Raw genomic sequence first — 18,607 nt, 5'->3', positions numbered from 1 at the left:
ATACGCTTCAGGCGTAAACGGATCAATCCATGAACGGATTTTACATGGCATTACATCTCGATTTACGAGCGGGTTTCCAGAATCGGCAGGAGAGATATTGAGGAGAGGAATATCGGCTCCCCAGCCATCAGCACAAGGCATCGACCGGGGAGCCGGAAGGGTTACACTTCGAGGTAGTTCATAATCCCGTCAGCCGCCTTACGGCCTTCGGCAATCGCCGTCACCACCAGATCGGAACCGCGCACGATGTCGCCACCGGCGAAGATTTTCGGGTTGCTGGTCTGGAAAGCATTATCGCTGCGTTCCGGCGCGATAATTCGTCCCTGCGAGTCCAGTTCCACGCTGTGTTTCGCCAGCCATTCCATGCTGTGTGGACGAAAACCAAACGCCATCACCACCGCATCAGCCGGAACCACATGCTCGGAACCGGCGACGATCTCCGCCCGCCGACGGCCTTTGGCATCCGGTTCGCCCATTTCAGTGCGCACCATTTTTACGCCGCTCACTTTGCCGTTGGCATTGACTTCAATGCCCAGCGGTTGAACGTTAAACTGAAATTCGACACCTTCCTCGCGCGCGTTCTTCACTTCGCGTCTGGAACCCGGCATGTTCTCTTCATCACGACGATAAGCACAGGTTACGTGCGTTGCGCCCTGGCGTATGGAAGTGCGTACGCAGTCCATTGCGGTATCGCCGCCGCCCAGCACCACCACGCGTTTGCCTTCCATGCTGACATATGGTTCGTCGCTGGTTTCGCCAAACCCCATGATCTGCTTCGTATTGGCGATCAGGAACGGCAGAGCGTCGAAAACCCCGTCCGCATCTTCATTTTCCAGCCCGCCGCGCATCGACTGATAGGTGCCGACGCCAAGGAATACCGCATCGTAATCTTTCAGCAGATCTTCAAGCTGTACATCACGACCCACTTCGGTATTAAGTTTGAACTCAATACCCATGCCGGTGAAGATCTCACGGCGGCGGGTCATGACTTCTTTCTCCAGCTTGAAGGCCGGGATACCGAAGGTCAGCAGACCACCGATTTCCGGATGGCGATCAAAGACCACCGCCTTCACGCCGTTGCGGGTCAGCACGTCGGCGCACGCCAGCCCTGCCGGACCTGCGCCGATTATCGCTACCCGTTTGTCCGTCTGGCGTACGCCGGTCATATCCGGGCGCCAGCCCATCTCAAACGCTTTATCGTTGATATAGCGCTCAATGTTACCGATGGTCACTGCGCCGAACTCATCGTGCAGCGTACAGGAGCCTTCGCACAGGCGGTCCTGCGGGCAGACGCGGCCACACACTTCCGGCAGGGTGTTGGTCTGGTGCGATAGCTCAGCCGCCTCAAAAATACGCCCTTCGTTAGCCAGTTTCAGCCAGTTCGGGATGTAGTTATGTACCGGGCATTTCCACTCGCAGTAGGGGTTACCGCAGGACAAACAGCGATCCGCCTGGGCTTTCGCCTGACCTTCGGAAAACGGTTCGTAGATTTCAACAAACTCGATCTTACGGATCTTCAGCGGTTTCTTCGGCGGATCAACGCGCTGCAGGTCGATAAATTGATAAACATTCTGGCTCATTTCAATTCCTTACTGCGCCTGCACGCGCAATTCTGCCGCACTACGACTACGGTGGCCCAACAGGGCTTTGACATCGCTGGACTTGGGCTTAACTAACGCGAATTGGGTTGAGAAGCTTGACCACCTGGACAGGATCTCTTCGCCGCGTTGCGAACCAGTATGTTGCACGTGCTCGGTGATCAGGCCGCGCAGATGCTCTTCGTGGATAGCCAGCGAATCAACGTCCAGTACTTCTACCAGTTCCGGGTTCACGCGTTTACGGAATTCGCCATCTTCGTCCAGCACATAGGCGAAGCCGCCGGTCATCCCCGCGCCGAAGTTAACGCCGGTTTTACCCAGCACGCAGACGATGCCCCCGGTCATGTATTCACAGCCGTTGTCGCCGATGCCCTCTACTACGGTAATCGCCCCGGAGTTACGCACGCCGAAACGTTCGCCCGCGCGCCCCGCCGCGTACAGACGGCCACCGGTCGCTCCATACAGGCAGGTGTTGCCGATGATGCTGGCTTTATGGCTGAGGAAGGCGGAACCTACCGGTGGTCTGATGGCGATCAAACCGCCTGCCATACCTTTACCGACATAGTCGTTGGCATCGCCAGTCAGATATAACTCTACGCCGCCCGCGTTCCACACGCCAAAGCTCTGGCCTGCGGTACCGCTGAAGTGTGCTTTAATCGGATCGGAAGCCAGCCCCTGATCGCCGTGGGTCTGTGCGATGTAGCCGGAAAGCGACGCGCCGACGGAACGATCGGTGTTGCGGATGTCGAACCAGAAGGTTTTGCTCTGGCGCGCATCGACAAACGGTTTCGCCTGCTGTAACAGTTGCGCATTCAGCACGCCGTTATCAAACGGCGGGTTATTCTCGGTGCAGTACAGCGCTTTACCCGGATGAGGTTCAGCGGTTTCCAGTAGACGAGACAGCGCCAGCTTCTGCTGTTTAGCGGTGAAGCCCTCCAGCTCTTTCAGCAGGTCGGTGCGGCCAATCAAATCCACCAGGCGGGTCACGCCAAGCGAAGCCATCAGCTCGCGCACTTCGCGGGCGATAAATTCAAAGTAGTTGGTTACTTTGAACGGCAGGCCGTGATAGTGGTTCTTACGCAGTTTTTCATCCTGCGTCGCCACGCCGGTTGCGCAGTTGTTCAGATGGCAAATGCGCAGGTATTTACAGCCCAGCGCCACCATCGGGCCGGTGCCGAAGCCGAAACTTTCCGCACCGAGAATTGCCGCTTTAATGATATCGACGCCGGTTTTCAGACCGCCGTCCACCTGCAGACGAATCTTGTGACGCAGACCGTTGGCGACCAGCGCCTGCTGGGTTTCAACAAGTCCGAGTTCCCACGGACAGCCCGCATATTTCACCGAAGAGAGCGGGCTGGCGCCGGTACCGCCGTCGTAGCCAGCGATGGTGATCAGATCCGCATAGGCTTTCGCCACGCCGGTCGCGATGGTGCCGACGCCCGGTTCGGACACCAGCTTCACGGAGATCATCGCCTTCGGGTTGACCTGTTTGAGGTCGAAAATGAGCTGCGCTAAGTCCTCGATAGAGTAGATATCGTGGTGCGGCGGCGGGGAGATCAGCGTCACGCCCGGCACTGAATAGCGCAGTTTAGCGATATACGGAGTGACTTTATCCCCCGGCAACTGACCGCCTTCGCCCGGTTTCGCGCCCTGCGCGACTTTAATCTGAATCACATCGGCATTGACCAGGTAGGCCGGCGTCACGCCAAAGCGACCGGAGGCCACCTGTTTGATACGCGACACTTTATTGGTGCCGTAGCGCGCCGGGTCTTCGCCGCCTTCGCCGGAGTTGGAGTTGCCGCCGAGGCTGTTCATCGCTTCCGCCAGCGCTTCGTGCGCTTCCGGACTTAATGCGCCGATAGACATGGCTGCGGTATCAAAGCGTTTAAACAGCTCACTGGCGGGCTCAACCTCGTCGATAGTCACCGCCTCGCCGTCTGGATGTATCGCCAGCAGATCGCGCAGCGTTGCCGCCGGACGCTCATTGACCAGTTTGGCGTATTCCTGATAATCGCTGTACTCGCCGCTCTGTACCGCCTGTTGCAGGGTACGCACGACATCCGGGTTATAGGCGTGATATTCGCCGCCGTGGACGTACTTCAGCAGGCCGCCCGGGCTAATGGGTTTGCGCGCCAGCCAGGCGCGTTTGGAGAGATTCAGCAGATCCTGCTGGAAGTCATCAAAGCTCGCGCCGCCGATACGGCTGACCACGCCCTGGAAGCACAGGTTTACCACATCATCGTGCAGTCCGACCGCTTCAAACAGTTTGGAGCAGCGGTAAGAGGCAATGGTCGAAATGCCCATTTTGGACATAATCTTGTACAGCCCCTTGTTGATGCCGTTACGGTAGTTCTGCATCACGGTACGGTAGTTTTTGGCGATGGCCTGGGTATCAATCAGACGCCCCAGCGTTTCGTAGGCCAGGTACGGATAGATAGCCGTTGCGCCAAAGCCGAGCAGTACCGCAAAGTGATGCGGATCGCGGGCGCTTCCGGTTTCTACGATGATGTTGGCGTCGCAGCGCAGGCTTTGTTCTACCAGACGAGTCTGCACCGCGCCCACCGCCATCGGCGCGGGGACCGGCAGGCGATTCTTACCGATATTGCGATCCGAGAGGACCAGCAGCACGGTGCCGTTACGCACCATCTGTTCCGCTTTATCGCACAGCGCTTTAACCGTCGCGTCCAGTGTGGTTTCGGTGACATCAAAGGTAATATCAAGCCAGTCGGCGCGGTAGTGATGCTCGCTCATGGTGGTGAGCTGTTTGAAATCGGAGTACAACAGAATTGGCGATTTAAAACTCAGGCGATGGGCCTGACCTTCCGCTTCGCAGAAGACGTTCATTTCGCGACCGATGCTGGTGGCGAGCGACATGACGTGCGCTTCACGCAGCGGGTCGATAGGCGGGTTAGTGACCTGCGCGAACTGCTGGCGGAAGTAGTCGTAAATAATACGCGGCTGGCTGGAGAGCACGGCAAAGGGGGTATCGTCGCCCATTGAACCGACGGCTTCCTGGCCGTTTTCGCCCAATACGCGGATAACCGAGTCCAGCTCTTCGGCGCTGTAGTTAAACTGTTTCTGATAGCTGGCGAGCAGGTCATCGTCCAGTTCGCGGCTACCAACTTCTTCATCAGGCAGCTCTTCAAACGGCACCAGGCGGCGGACGTTTTTCTCCATCCACTCTTTATATGGATGGCGGCTTTTCAGATCGTCATCGGTTTCCGCGGAATGCAGAATACGTCCGCCGCGGGTGTCGATCACCATCAGCTCGCCTGGGCCGACGCGGCCTTTCTCGACCACTTCATCCGGCTGATAGTCCCAGATACCGACTTCGGAGGCGCAGGTGATCAGCTTATCTTTGGTAATGACATAGCGTGCCGGGCGCAGGCCGTTACGGTCAAGGTTACAGGCGGCGAAGCGCCCGTCGGACATCACGATGCCTGCCGGACCGTCCCACGGCTCCATATGCATGGAGTTAAAGTCAAAGAAGGCGCGCAGATCCTGGTCCATATCGGGGTTGTTCTGCCAGGCGGGCGGCACCAACAGGCGCATGGCGCGGATGATGTCCATCCCGCCTGCCAGCAGCAGTTCCAGCATATTGTCCAGCGAGCTGGAATCCGAACCGGTTTCGTTAACAAACGGCGCAGCGGACTGTAAGTCCGGGATCAGCGGCGTCTGGAATTTATAGGTACGGGCGCGCGCCCACTGGCGGTTGCCGGTGATGGTGTTAATCTCGCCGTTATGCGCCAGGTAGCGGAACGGCTGCGCCAGCGGCCAACGTGGCACGGTGTTAGTGGAAAAGCGCTGGTGGAACAGGCAGATGGCCGATTCCAGACGCAGATCCGCAAGATCCAGGTAGAAGCGCGGCAGATCCGCCGGCATACACAGACCTTTATAAATGTTGACCAGGTTCGACAGGCTGCATACGTAGAAATCTTTGTCGTCCTGCAGGCGTTTTTCAATGCGTCGGCGGGCGATAAACAGACGGCGCTCCATATCACGCGGACGCCAGCCCGCCGGAGCGTTGACAAGAATCTGCTCAATACGCGGCAGGGAGGAGAGGGCGATTTCACCGAGCACGCCTTCATTGGTGGGCACATCGCGCCAGCCGACAATCGACAGGGTTTCCTGCTGTAATTCTTCTTCGACAATATGGCGTGACGCGGCGGCCAGTTCAGGATCTTTATTTAAAAAGATCATCCCGACGGCGTAGTTTTTGGCTAAGCGCCAGCCGCGCTCTTCGGCCACGATGCGAAAGAAACGGTCAGGTTTTTGTAACAGCAAGCCGCAACCGTCGCCGGTTTTACCGTCGGCAAGGATCGCGCCACGGTGCTGCATCCGGGCCAGCGCGTGTATGGCGGTACGCACTACCTTGTGGCTAGGTTCGCCTTCTATGTGGGCGATCAGGCCGAAACCACAGTTATCCTTCTCAAGGGATTTATCGTACAACATATCAGTGAACCTCCCCAGGCTCTACGGGACGCTCTCCCAACCGATGGCGCGCGGGCACAGCAAGAGCATGGCGACGGGGCTGGCGCATCATACGCTTACCTCGCATTCGCCCTCTTTGTGTCCTTTGCGCATTGGTAAATACGGTTAAGAGGGAATCTCAATTACTGCATAAATATGATGAGCAGACGGCTCATCCAGAAAGCTTCCAGCGGATTCCCAACTTATCGGGAATCCACACCCAGGTCAAATGGCAAACTGATTTATGCAAAAGTGTGCTGTAGCACAGATAACTTTTTGAATCTATTGAAATTAAAAGGTTTTTTATAGAGTGGCTGCTAATACGGAGCGGCAGAAAGCCTGTGATCTGTCTCACTATAAGGGCCGCTCGCCAGACGTTATCTGACCTTGTTTTTTCAAAAATCTTGGCATTTTATGCTGTTTTAAGCGTGAGCAGTATTGAATGCTACTGTTTTTATCGATGACCCAGCAGACGCTGAAAAAAGAGGGGAATATCAGGAAAAATCATCAGCGGGATTATGAATGAAATGTCGTTTATTTTGCTTGATTATGCAATGGGTAAAAGCCTTCCGGGACGATTGATCCAGGTCATCGCCAAAGGAGACTAAAAATGGCAGGCTTTGGCCTCTTTTTAAGAGGCGGTCTATCAGATTATGCAGTTACAGAAATTAGTCAATATGTTTGGTGGGGATCTTTTACGTCGGTATGGGCAAAAGGTTCATAAGCTGACGCTTCATGGCGGTTTTAGCTGCCCTAACCGCGACGGCACCATCGGGCGTGGCGGTTGCACCTTCTGTAATGTCGCCTCTTTTGCCGATGAGGCGCAGCAGCATCATTCGATTGCCGAGCAGCTTGCGCATCAGGCGCATCTGGTGAACCGCGCTAAACGCTATCTGGCCTATTTCCAGGCCTACACCAGCACCTTTGCAGAAGTGCAGGTGCTGCGTTCCATGTATCAACAGGCGGTCAGCCAGGCCAGTATCGTCGGGTTATGCGTCGGTACGCGTCCGGATTGCGTCCCGCAGTCAGTAGTAGATTTACTGTGTGAATATAAAGATCAAGGCTACGAGGTGTGGCTGGAACTGGGATTGCAAACCGCGCACGATAAAACCCTGCACCGAATTAACCGCGGGCATGACTTCGCCTGCTATCAGCGTACCACCCGGATTGCCCGGGAGCGCGGGCTGAAAGTGTGCGCGCATCTGATTGTGGGGCTGCCGGGCGAAGGCCAGAGTGAATGCCTGCAAACCATGGAGCGTGTGGTGGAGACGGGCGTTGACGGCCTTAAGCTGCATCCGCTGCATATTGTGAAAGGCAGTACGATGGCCAAAGCCTGGGAAGCGGGGCGGCTGAACGGCATCGAACTGGACGACTACACGCTAACGGCAGGTGAGATGATTCGTCATACGCCGCCGGAGGTGATTTATCACCGAATTTCAGCCAGCGCTCGCCGTCCGACGCTGCTTGCCCCGCTGTGGTGCGAGAATCGCTGGACGGGGATGGTTGAGCTGGACAAATACCTGAATGAGCATGGCGTACAGGGCTCTGCGCTGGCCCGTCCCTGGATACCACCTGTAGCGTAGCGTGATGAGGGGCGCTACGCATATTTCGCACAATATTCAACGCGGTTCCCATAATTGGGTATTATGTGCGAAGTTGTGGTGAAGGAATCCTCTATGAAGCAAATTCGTATGCTGGCGCAATACTATGTCGACCTGATGATGAAATTGGGTCTGGTGCGCTTTTCCATGCTCCTGGCGTTGGCATTGGTGGTGCTGGCGATTGTCGTGCAGATGGCGGTGACCATGGTGTTGCATGGTCAGGTTGAAAGTATCGACGTTATTCGCTCCATCTTTTTTGGCCTGTTAATTACGCCCTGGGCGGTCTATTTCTTATCCGTTGTTGTTGAACAACTGGAAGAGTCAAGGCAGCGACTGTCGCGTCTGGTGCAAAAGCTGGAGGAGATGCGCGAGCGCGATCTCAAGCTTAACGTACAGTTGAAGGACAATATTGCCCAGCTTAATCAGGAAATTGCCGATCGCGAAAAAGCGGAAGCGGAGCTGCAAGAGACATTTGAACAGCTAAAAGTAGAAATTAAAGAGCGTGAAGAGGCGCAAATCCAGCTAGAACAGCAATCCTCTTTTCTGCGCTCCTTTCTGGACGCCTCGCCGGATTTGGTTTTTTATCGTAATGAGGATAAAGAATTTTCCGGCTGTAACCGCGCAATGGAATTGCTAACCGGCAAGAGCGAAAAACAGCTGGTGCATTTGAAGCCGGAAGATGTGTACTCTCCCGAAGCGGCGGAGAAAGTCATTGAAACCGATGAAAAAGTATTCCGCCATAACGTCTCCCTGACCTACGAACAGTGGCTGGATTATCCGGACGGACGAAAGGCCTGCTTTGAAATTCGTAAAGTGCCTTATTACGACCGTGTCGGTAAACGTCATGGCCTGATGGGATTTGGTCGTGATATTACCGAACGTAAGCGTTATCAGGACGCGCTGGAGCGCGCCAGCCGCGACAAGACCACATTTATCTCTACCATCAGTCATGAGCTGCGCACTCCGCTTAACGGCATCGTCGGTTTAAGCCGCATCCTGCTGGATACCGATCTCACCGTCGAACAGGAAAAATACCTTAAAACAATCCATGTCTCCGCCGTGACGTTAGGCAATATTTTCAATGATATCATTGATATGGATAAGATGGAGCGGCGTAAGGCTCAGCTTGATAACCAACCGGTTGATTTCACCAGCTTTATGGCCGATCTGGAAAACCTTTCCGGTTTGCAGGCGCAGCAAAAAGGGCTACGTTTTGTGCTTGAGCCGACGCTGCCGCTGCCGCACAAAGTCATTACCGACGGAACGCGTCTGCGCCAGATTTTATGGAATTTGATCAGCAATGCGGTGAAGTTTACTCAGCAGGGCCAGGTGACGGTGCGGGCGCGCTATGATGAAGGCGACATGCTGCACTTTGAAGTGGAAGATTCCGGGATCGGCATTCCGCAGGATGAGCAGGATAAAATTTTCGCCATGTATTATCAGGTAAAAGACAGTCATGGCGGTAAGCCGGCGACGGGGACCGGTATCGGGCTGGCGGTCTCCCGTCGGCTGGCGAAAAATATGGGCGGCGATATTACCGTTTCCAGTCTGCCGGGCAAAGGATCGACCTTTACGCTAACGGTTCATGCGCCAGCGGTGGCGGAAGAGGTGGAGGACGCCTTTGATGAAGACGACATGCCGCTGCCCGCGCTGCATGTTCTGCTGGTCGAAGATATTGAACTGAACGTGATTGTGGCGCGTTCAGTACTGGAAAAACTGGGTAACAGCGTGGATGTCGCGATGACCGGCAAGGCGGCGCTGGAGATGTTCGCGCCGGGCGAATATGACCTGGTCTTACTGGATATTCAGCTACCGGATATGACGGGTCTGGATATTGCCAGAGAACTGACCCGTCGCCACACGCGGGAAGATTTACCGCCGCTGGTAGCGCTTACGGCTAACGTTCTGAAAGATAAAAAAGAGTATCTGGACGCTGGTATGGACGATGTGCTGAGTAAGCCGCTGTCGGTGCCAGCCTTAACCGCGATGATTAAAAAATTCTGGGATGCCACCGATAAAGAGGAGAGTACCGTGACGCCTGAAGAGAGCGATAAAGCGCAAGCGCTGCTGGATATCCCGATGCTGGAACAATACATCGAGTTGGTTGGGCCTAAATTGATCACCGACGGTCTCGCGGTGTTTGAAAAAATGATGCCTGGCTATTTAAGCGTGCTGGAGTCCAATCTGACGGCGCGTGACAAAAAAGGCGTCGTTGAGGAAGGGCATAAGATTAAAGGCGCCGCCGGTTCGGTAGGGCTGCGTCATCTGCAACAGCTTGGCCAGCAAATCCAGTCGCCGGATCTTCCCGCCTGGGAAGATAATGTCGCGGAATGGATTGAAGAGATGAAGCAGGAGTGGCAGCACGATGTCGCGGTGCTGAAAGCCTGGGTGGCAAACGCGGAAAAAAAATGACCCCGGTTTGACCGGGGTGCGCGAATACTGCGCCAACACCAGGGAAATCGTGGCTGCGCCGTGCTTATTATGATGATGTCAAAGGCGCAGTCCTGTTTTCAGGCCGCACGCAGTTAAGATAGCAAATCCTAAATGATTTGTTACATGAATCATTTAAATGTGTGAAGCGTAGCATTTTAATCAAAATTATTAATGGGCTTGAGTCGGTTGCAGGAGGATGTTCACCATGAAAAAAATTGGCGTAGTGCTCAGCGGATGCGGCGTCTATGACGGCACCGAAATTCATGAGGCCGTTCTGACGCTGTTGGCCATTGCCCGCAGCGGCGCGCAGGCTGTCTGCTTCGCGCCGGATAAACCACAAGCGGATGTTATTAATCACCTGACCGGCGAAGCGATGGCGGAAACGCGTAACGTTCTGATTGAGGCGGCGCGTATTACGCGGGGCGATATTCGTCCCCTGTCCCAGGCGCAGCCAGAGGAACTGGATGCGCTCATTGTGCCCGGTGGTTTCGGCGCGGCGAAGAACCTGAGTAATTTCGCCAGCCAGGGGAGCGAATGCCGGGTGGATAGCGATGTCGTCGCGCTGGCGAAGGCCATGCACCAGTCCGGCAAGCCGCTGGGATTCATCTGTATCGCGCCCGCAATGTTGCCGAAAATCTTTGACTTCCCGCTACGTCTGACAATAGGGACGGATATTGATACCGCTGAAGTACTTGAAGAGATGGGCGCCGAACACGTACCTTGCCCGGTTGATGATATCGTTGTGGACGAGGATAACAAGGTCGTGACCACCCCTGCCTATATGCTGGCGCAGGATATCGCTCAGGCGGCAAGCGGCATTGATAAATTAGTGTCGCGCGTGCTGGTTCTGGCGGAATGAGCAAACGACGCATCGCGCCGTTAACGTTTTTGCGCCGTCTACTTTTACGTATCCTTGCTGCGCTCGCCGTCTTTTGGGGCGGCGGCATTGCGCTGTTTAGCGTGGTTCCGGTGCCTTTTTCGGCGGTGATGGCGGAACGGCAGATTAGCGCCTGGCTAAGTGGAGAATTTGGTTATGTGGCGCATTCTGACTGGGTCAGTATGGCGGATATCTCGCCGTGGATGGGGCTGGCGGTAATTGCGGCGGAAGACCAGAAGTTCCCTGAGCACTGGGGCTTTGATGTTCCGGCGATTGAAAAAGCGTTGGCGCATAATGAGCGGAATGAGAGCCGTATTCGCGGCGCCTCTACGCTTTCGCAGCAAACGGCGAAAAATCTCTTTTTATGGGATGGACGCAGTTGGGTGCGCAAAGGTCTGGAGGCTGGGCTAACGCTGGGCATTGAAACTGTCTGGAGCAAAAAACGCATTCTCACGGTTTATCTGAATATCGCGGAGTTTGGCGATGGTATTTTTGGCGTGGAGGCTGCGGCACAACGGTATTTTCATAAACCCGCCAGCCGCTTAAATATGTCCGAAGCCGCGTTACTGGCGGCGGTATTGCCAAATCCGTTACGCTATAAGGCGAATGCGCCTTCCGGCTATGTGCGTAGCCGGCAGGCGTGGATTATGCGCCAGATGCGCCAACTGGGCGGGGAATCTTTTATGACGCGCAACCAGCTTAATTAATTTTGCCGATTGGCGGCGCGAACGCCTTATCCGGCCTGCGATCTGTGTCGTCCAGGCCTGATAAGCACAGGTCATTAAGCTTCGTGAGAAGTAAGCGCCAGCCGTTTCTTGTCTTTTGGCTGCGCGTCCCTCTCCAGGGCAACGGCCAGCGCAGGCTGGGCGATAAACCGCTGCCACACTCTCTCCAGTTTGCGTTCACAGCACCATGTTGACCAGGTCGCCAGCGGGATAAAGGTACTTTCCCCCAGATTGTCGCAAACCACCGGAACCACTTCTGACTCGCTGATACGCTGGCACAGGATATTTTGCGGCTTCAGCGACATCGTCACAATATGGTTATCCAGCAGGTAACGTTTCAGTTTTTTCAGTAGCCGCCGCAGGACAGCGACATCCTCTTCATAACGACATTGCGCGGCGAACTCGGTCAGGGTAATAGAGGGCGCGCCGTTGAAATCGGTAATCATGTCGTAGACATAGCCGGTGCCGCAATCGGTTTCTACCGTGCCGTAATAACGGGGGATAGCGCTCCAGTCCGTCAGGTAGCGGGACAGATGCGCATAGTAGCTCAGTTCACGCCGAATCTCTTTATCACCGCCGTGGTCACGGTTGTAAATAACTTTTATGCAACGCCGGGCATTATCCGGATGCGTATAGCATTTACGATGTCGACCAGCGCCCAGCGGAGTCTGTTCGGATAAAAGGATCATGGCAAGTCCTGGAAAAATTTATTCACATAAATTTAGTATGGACAAAGAACTTAAACAAAACCTAAACGAAATTTTTTAAGGTTTTATTAATGTTTTTATGCATAGGTAAAGCGCACGAAATGTACAAATCTTACGAAAGGGTGGGGCTGCGGGACAAGTGGCAGGCAGGCGTAACACGCCCGGTTTTGGGGTGACTGTCATCAAATACCGGGACGGCGTTGGGGGAAAATAGGGTATAGAGGGGGAGGTTTAGTCTTCGTCAAAGCCGGAATTGAACAGCGCGATAACCGCCGCCAGCGCTTCAACTTCTTGCGGGCCGGTGGCTTCAATTTCGATCTGACGCCCTTTGGCGGAGTCGAGCATTAACAGAGCGATGACGCTATTTGCTTCTGCTTCGGTGCCTTCGTCATTGCGTAATAGCACCTCGGCGTCAAAACCCTGCATCAGTTCGAAAAGCTTCATGGCAGGCCGGGCATGCATGCCCAGCTTATTGGTGACTTCAACTGTTTGCTTTACGGTCATGTTTTGCGTTTTTCCAGCGTGCGATGGCGAGACTGGACATTTTTACCGCGCGAGCGGAAGTAGTCTGCCAGCTGTTCTGCAATATACACCGAACGGTGTTTCCCGCCGGTACAACCGATAGCGACGGTAAGGTAGCTGCGGTTGTTGGTCTCCAGCATCGGTAACCATAGCTCAAGATAGCTGCGAGTCTGATAGATAAAATTGTGAACTTCTGTGTGTCGGTCAAGAAACGCGGCTACCGGCTTATCAAGCCCGGTCATGGGGCGCAGTTTTGGATCCCAGTGCGGGTTGGGCAGAAAGCGGACATCGAACACATAGTCCGCATCAATCGGGATACCATGTTTAAAGCCGAAGGACTCAAATACCATCGTCAGTTCGCGCTCGCGTTTGCCCAACAGCCGGGTACGCAGCATCTCCGCCAGCTCATGGACGGACATTTCTGAAGTGTCGACGATCAGATCCGCACGTGAGCGTAACGGCTCCAGCAAGTCACTCTCTTTATCGATCGCACTCTCTAAAGAAAGATTTTTGCTGGAAAGCGGATGCAAACGGCGCGTGTCGCTGTAGCGGCGAATCAAGGTATTGCGGTCGGCATCAAGAAACAGCAATTGCGGCGAGAAAGCGCCAGGCAGATTATTCATCGCCTGTTCAAAAATCTCAGGTGATTCAGGCATATTGCGCACATCAATGCTGACGGCGGCGGAAATCTGGCGATCGGCCAGCGTTCGCGCCAGATCGGGCAACAGCACGACGGGGAGGTTATCCACGCAGTAAAATCCCATATCTTCCAGCGCGCGCAGAGCGACAGATTTACCTGATCCGGAACGCCCGCTGACGATCATCAGTACCATGTACCGTTTCTCCTCACAACGACAGAAATAAATGCCATTGAGTTGTTATGCCTCATTCTGCTCACCTTCGGTGTCAGTAATGATTTGATACAGCTCTTCATCATTCAGCGCCGCGCGCAGGCGGCGGCAGATCGTTTTATCCGCCAGACGTTTCGCCACCAGCGACAGCGTGTGCAGATGCGTTTTAGTTTGATCGGCGGGCACCAGCAGGGCGAAGAGGAGATCGACCGGCTGGTTATCGATGGCGTCGAACGCGATCGGCGTTTCGAGCTGAACGAACACGCCGACGGCGCGTAAGGTATCTTCTTCCAGTTTCCCGTGCGGGATGGCGATACCATTACCAATACCGGTACTGCCCATTTTTTCGCGTGTCAGAATGGCTTCAAACACGACCTGAGGAGGTAAACTGAGCTGTTTTGCCGCCAGTTCGCTGATGATTTCCAGCGCGCGTTTCTTACTCTGACAATGAACGCCGCTACGCGTACACTCCTGGTTAAGTACACTGCTCAGTTGTAGAGTCGTATCGTTATTTATCATAATTTCACCTAAGAACCTGTCCTGTCAGGTTGATGGCCAGGTTCGGAGCGCTAACTGTACAAATGGCCCGTTGTGTCACACAACAGGCCGTCCTGCACTGGCTAACTGCCCGGACAATTAGTGTTGTTTCAGTTTATCTTTATGCCTGGTTAACTGCCTTGCCAGTTTATCAATCAAGCCGTCAATGGCGGCATACATATCCTGGCCTTCCGCGCTGGCGTGAATTTCGCCGCCGTTAACGTGTAGCGTCGCATCCGAGATGTGCGTGACCTTCTCCACTTTCAACACCACGTATACCTGATTAATCCGCTCAAAATACTGTTCAAGTTTGGCGAATTTTGTCGTCACAAATTCACGCAGGGCTTCAGTAATTTCGACATTATGTCCGGTGATATTGAGCTGCATAGTGTCTTCCTTATCGGTTGGGTCAAACCAGCTGTTTGCGTTGGTTTGACGGCGGAATGGATAAAGACTCTCGGTACTTCGCAACAGTGCGGCGTGCCACCATGATACCTTGTTCTGACAGCAGAGAGGTTAACTTGCTGTCGCTCAGTGGTTTCGCGGGGTTTTCCGCCGCAATTAACTTCTTCACCAGCGCGCGAATCGCGGTGGAAGAGGCTTCGCCTCCGCCTTCGGTATTGACGTGGCTGGAAAAGAAATATTTGAGTTCAAAAATACCGCGCGGGTTGTGCAAATACTTCTGCGTGGTCACGCGGGATATAGTGGATTCGTGCATCTCGACGGCCTGGGCGATATCCGCCAGTACCATCGGTTTCATATATTCTTCGCCCTGTTCAAAAAAGGCTTGCTGTTGCTCGACGATGCAGCGACTGACACGCAGCAGCGTGTCGTTGCGGCTTTCAAGGCTTTTTATCAGCCACTTCGCATCCTGTAAATTACTGCGGATGAACTGGCTGTCGGCATCGTTGCGCGCGCTATTGCACATGGCGGCATAGTGCTGGTTAATCTGTAAACGGGGAATACTGTCGCTATTAAGCTCCACCGTCCAGCGACCGTTATGCTTGCGTACCAGCACATCCGGGATAACGTACTCCGGCTCGCCGGTCTGGATCGATTGACCGGGTCTGGGATCGAGCGACTGAATCAGGTTTACCGCCTCTTTCAGCACCTCTTCTTTCAGTCGGGTAACGCGCATCAACGTGCGGAAATCGTGGTTGGCCAGCAGATCAAGGTGATCGCAGATAATAAGCCGCGCCTCTTCCAGCCACGGCGTGGATTTGTCGAATTGTGAAAGCTGGATCAGCAGACAGTCGCGAAGATCTTTTGCCGCGACGCCTACCGGATCAAAACGCTGAATACGCTTCAGGACGGCTTCGACCTCATCGAGATCCACCTCTACATCGCCCATGCTTTCGCGAATTTCGTCCAGGGATACGGTGAGATAACCGGTATCATCTACCGCATCGACAATGGATGTCGCAATAGCGCGATCGGTATCCGAGAAGGGCGTTAGCTCAACCTGCCACATCAGATAATCCTGCAACGACTGCGTCGTTTCGCCCTGATAGACGGGCAGCTCATCGTCGATATAATCGCCGCTGGGGCCGGACGGCGTCCCGGCGGTGTAAATTTCATCCCAACTGGCGTCAAGCGGCAGCTCTTCCGGCATCTCTTTTTGTTCGAGCGCGTCGGCGGTATCGAGAGGATCGTTATCCTGAGGTTGCTGAGTGTCGATTTCGTCATGAAGATCGGTTTGCTCAAGCAGCGGGTTATTTTCCAGCGCTTGCTGGAGTTCCTGCTGAAGTTCCAGCGTAGACAACTGCAACAGACGGATGGCCTGTTGTAGCTGAGGCGTCATCGCCAGTTGTTGGCTAAGCCTGAGTTGCAAACCTTGCTTCATATTCAGAGTCGTTTTCTCCCGCTAGAGCAGCATAGCCCTCTACCCTATCAGAGTCTGAAGTCTTCCCCAAGATATACACGCTTAACGTGTTCGTCTTGCAGGATTTCTGTCGGCGTACCGTGGGCAATAAGGTGGCCCTGGCTCACGATATAGGCACGTTCACAGACTGCCAGCGTCTCACGGACGTTATGGTCGGTGATCAGCACGCCGAGCCCGCTATCGCGCAGATGCTCGATAATGCGTTTGATGTCGATAACGGAAATCGGGTCAACGCCGGCAAAGGGTTCATCCAGCAGGATAAATTTGGGATTAGCGGCCAACGCGCGGGCAATTTCTACACGACGGCGTTCACCACCGGACAACGCCTGTCCCATGCTGTCGCGCAGATGCTCAATATGAAACTCTTCCATCAGCTCGTTGGCGCGGTCTTCTCGCTGTTCTGCGGTCAAATCGTCACGAATTTGCAGTACCGCCATCAGGTTATCAAATACGCTGAGACGGCGGAAAATAGAGGCTTCCTGCGGCAAATAGCCGATACCGCGGCGCGCGCGCGCGTGCAGCGGCAGCAGACTGATATCTTCATCATCGATGATGATATTGCCCGCGTCACGCGGCACGATACCGACGACCATATAAAAGGTGGTGGTTTTACCCGCGCCGTTTGGACCGAGCAGCCCGACAATCTCCCCGGAGTTAACGGTCAGACTGACATCTTCCACTACGCGACGGCCTTTATAGGCCTTCGCCAGATTCTTTGCAGTTAATGTTGCCATAACGAATTAGTTACTCTTCTTTTGCGCCGGAGTCTGGCCTTTGTTTTTGTCTTGCAACTGCGACGGCACCAGAACGGTGGTGACGCGTTTGCCTTTCTCGCTGAAGGCCTGCATTTTCTGCTCTTTCACCAGGTAGGTGATTTTGTCGCCGGTAATGTTGCTGTCAAGCTGCTCCAGATAAGCGTTGCCGGTCAGCACCACAAAATCTTTCGCCAGCTCGTAGTGCATATGGGAAGCGTGGCCTTTCACCGGCTTACCGTTGTCCTGCATCTGGTAGAAGGTGGCCGGATTGCCGTAACCGTCGATCACCTCTTTCCCCTGTTCGCCGCCAGGGCGGGTAACCACGACTTTATCGGCGTTGATCTTAATCGTGCCCTGGGTCATCACCACGTTGCCCGTAAAGGTCACGACGTTGCCTTGCATATCCAGCGACTGTTGATCCGAGTCAATATGAATAGGCTGTTCGGTATCGCCCGTGACGGCGAAAGCCGGAATGCTGACGGCCAGCAGCGAGCCGGCAAGCATAAGATTAAGGCTGAGTTTGTTTGTTTTGAATTTCATAAGAGGTTCTAACCTTTTCAATCAGCTCGGCGTTCTTGCTGCGTAAGTTACCGCGCATTTTCAGTCCGCTGGAGTTAAATGTTGTGCCGTATAACGTCACCAGATCGTTCGAGGTAACATCCTGCGTCACCAGATTAATCTGCGCGTTATCGGTGGTAATTCTGCGTAATTGAGCGTCAGGCACCAGGGCGTTGACTTCAACATGGCCATACAGATAGAGCATCCGATCGTTAGTCAATTTGGCTTTATCGGCCTTGATCGACCATGTCGGCACTTTATCCTTATCAAAGGTGGTTAATACCGGTTGCGTAAACCATGAGACCGCCTGATCGGAAAAATATTCAACGTGCTGCGCGATCAGACGATAGCTTAACGCGCCTTCCGGACTGTACACGACGGTATCCGTATGCTCGCTTTTATACGTGGGATCGTTGCTGTTGACCATCACGGCAGCAGGATCGTCTTTATCCGCCAGATTGATACCAATCAGTACCAGAATGGCCAGCGACAGTAGAATGATAACCCAACGTCTGGTTTTACTCATATCGATTGCCCTTTGGCCTCATCCAGCTTGCCCTGCGCCAGCAGCAGCAAGTCGCACACCTCACGTACCGCGCCGCGCCCGCCGGCAATGTGCGTCACATAGTCAGCGCGGGGGATCAGCAGCGGATGCGCATCCGCAACGGCAACGCTTAACCCCACTTTTTCCATCACCGGCCAGTCAATCAGATCATCGCCGACATAGGCAACATTTTCCGGCGCAATGGCCAGTTTTTCCAGCAGATCGCTAAAGGCGATCAGCTTATTCGACTGTCCCTGATAAAGATGGACAATCCCCAGCGTGGCGCAGCGATCTTCTACAAGTTTAGCCTTTCGTCCGGTAATAATGGCAACCTCGATATTGGAGGTCAAAGCACAGCGAATACCATAGCCGTCACGAACGTTGAAAGCCTTCAGCTCTTCGCCGTTATTGCCCATATAAATCAGGCCGTCAGACAATACGCCATCCACGTCCAGGATGAGCAGGCGGATATTCTCCGCTTTGGTCATGACATGGGTGCTGACGGGGCCATAACAGGTCGCAAGCGACGCACCTGCTTTACTCATCG

Annotated in this window: 16 protein-coding genes; 4 read left to right on the top strand and 12 right to left on the bottom strand. The window is 54.4% G+C overall.

Translation table 11 applies throughout. The features are described 5' to 3' along the window. Nucleotides 1-161: 161 nt before the first annotated feature. Together gltD and gltB are read right to left on the bottom strand one after the other, a co-directional pair. A complete protein-coding gene (gene gltD, locus ACFK9X_RS21165; RefSeq protein ID WP_000081635.1) occupies nt 162-1,580 on the bottom strand; it encodes a glutamate synthase subunit GltD in 1,419 nt (472 codons plus the stop codon). 9 nt (nt 1,581-1,589) lie between these two features. After that, nucleotides 1,590-6,050, bottom strand: a complete 4,461-nt coding sequence (gltB, locus tag ACFK9X_RS21160; RefSeq protein WP_151117622.1) for a glutamate synthase large subunit — start codon at nt 6,048-6,050, stop codon at nt 1,590-1,592. Between the two features lie 671 nt (nt 6,051-6,721). On the opposite strand from gltB, the gene ACFK9X_RS21155 reads away from it, so the two are divergent. The 4 genes from ACFK9X_RS21155 (at nt 6,722) to mtgA (ending at nt 11,686) form a co-directional block, all read left to right on the top strand. Beyond that, nucleotides 6,722-7,651, top strand: coding sequence for a TIGR01212 family radical SAM protein (locus tag ACFK9X_RS21155; RefSeq protein WP_023200520.1), 930 nt, complete (start codon nt 6,722-6,724; stop codon nt 7,649-7,651). A 93-nt stretch (nt 7,652-7,744) separates the two neighbouring features. After that, complete coding sequence (gene arcB / locus ACFK9X_RS21150; protein WP_151117619.1) at nt 7,745-10,081, top strand: aerobic respiration two-component sensor histidine kinase ArcB; 2,337 nt, start codon at nt 7,745-7,747, stop codon at nt 10,079-10,081. 226 nt (nt 10,082-10,307) lie between these two features. Then, entirely contained in the window at nt 10,308-10,961 is a 654-nt protein-coding gene (gene elbB / locus ACFK9X_RS21145; RefSeq protein ID WP_000719822.1) for an isoprenoid biosynthesis glyoxalase ElbB, read from the top strand. Then, a complete protein-coding gene (gene mtgA, locus ACFK9X_RS21140; RefSeq protein WP_000044655.1) occupies nt 10,958-11,686 on the top strand; it encodes a monofunctional biosynthetic peptidoglycan transglycosylase in 729 nt (242 codons plus the stop codon). Before elbB ends, mtgA begins: the two co-directional genes overlap by 4 nt. A gap of 74 nt (nt 11,687-11,760) precedes the next feature. On the opposite strand, the gene yrbL is transcribed toward mtgA, so the two are convergent. The 10 genes from yrbL to kdsC all read right to left on the bottom strand — a co-directional run bounded on the left by yrbL (nt 11,761) and on the right by kdsC (nt 18,605). Continuing rightward, complete coding sequence (yrbL, locus tag ACFK9X_RS21135; RefSeq protein ID WP_000602192.1) at nt 11,761-12,393, bottom strand: PhoP regulatory network protein YrbL; 633 nt, start codon at nt 12,391-12,393, stop codon at nt 11,761-11,763. 249 nt (nt 12,394-12,642) lie between these two features. Then, on the bottom strand, nt 12,643-12,915 hold the full coding sequence (npr, locus tag ACFK9X_RS21130) for a PTS phosphocarrier protein NPr (protein ID WP_000216797.1): 273 nt from the start codon (nt 12,913-12,915) through the stop codon (nt 12,643-12,645). Beyond that, complete coding sequence (gene rapZ, locus ACFK9X_RS21125; RefSeq protein WP_000243749.1) at nt 12,912-13,766, bottom strand: RNase adapter RapZ; 855 nt, start codon at nt 13,764-13,766, stop codon at nt 12,912-12,914. Before rapZ ends, npr begins: the two co-directional genes overlap by 4 nt. A 45-nt stretch (nt 13,767-13,811) precedes the next feature. Next, complete coding sequence (gene ptsN / locus ACFK9X_RS21120) at nt 13,812-14,303, bottom strand: PTS IIA-like nitrogen regulatory protein PtsN (protein ID WP_000609332.1); 492 nt, start codon at nt 14,301-14,303, stop codon at nt 13,812-13,814. Between the two features lie 117 nt (nt 14,304-14,420). Beyond that, nucleotides 14,421-14,708, bottom strand: a complete 288-nt coding sequence (gene hpf / locus ACFK9X_RS21115; RefSeq protein ID WP_001176589.1) for a ribosome hibernation promoting factor — start codon at nt 14,706-14,708, stop codon at nt 14,421-14,423. Nucleotides 14,709-14,730: 22 nt separating this feature from the next. Further along, on the bottom strand, nt 14,731-16,164 hold the full coding sequence (rpoN, locus tag ACFK9X_RS21110; RefSeq protein WP_151117617.1) for an RNA polymerase factor sigma-54: 1,434 nt from the start codon (nt 16,162-16,164) through the stop codon (nt 14,731-14,733). A gap of 47 nt (nt 16,165-16,211) precedes the next feature. Next, nucleotides 16,212-16,937 (bottom strand): LPS export ABC transporter ATP-binding protein, encoded by a 726-nt coding sequence (lptB, locus tag ACFK9X_RS21105; protein ID WP_000224104.1) that lies wholly within the window; start codon nt 16,935-16,937, stop codon nt 16,212-16,214. A 6-nt stretch (nt 16,938-16,943) separates the two neighbouring features. After that, nucleotides 16,944-17,498: a lipopolysaccharide ABC transporter substrate-binding protein LptA gene (gene lptA / locus ACFK9X_RS21100; protein WP_151117614.1), complete on the bottom strand. Its 555-nt coding sequence runs from the start codon at nt 17,496-17,498 to the stop codon at nt 16,944-16,946. Continuing rightward, nucleotides 17,467-18,042, bottom strand: a complete 576-nt coding sequence (gene lptC, locus ACFK9X_RS21095) for an LPS export ABC transporter periplasmic protein LptC (protein ID WP_000047845.1) — start codon at nt 18,040-18,042, stop codon at nt 17,467-17,469. The genes lptA and lptC overlap by 32 nt, the downstream gene beginning before the upstream one ends. Further along, nucleotides 18,039-18,605: a 3-deoxy-manno-octulosonate-8-phosphatase KdsC gene (kdsC, locus tag ACFK9X_RS21090; protein WP_000030029.1), complete on the bottom strand. Its 567-nt coding sequence runs from the start codon at nt 18,603-18,605 to the stop codon at nt 18,039-18,041. Before kdsC ends, lptC begins: the two co-directional genes overlap by 4 nt. Nucleotides 18,606-18,607: the final 2 nt, after the last annotated feature.

The organism is Salmonella sp. WC3 (genome assembly GCF_042932255.1).
GTDB lineage: Bacteria > Pseudomonadota > Gammaproteobacteria > Enterobacterales > Enterobacteriaceae > Salmonella > Salmonella enterica.
Note: the sequence above shows the minus strand (reverse complement) of the source record. Positions and strands in the feature narration are given on the sequence as shown.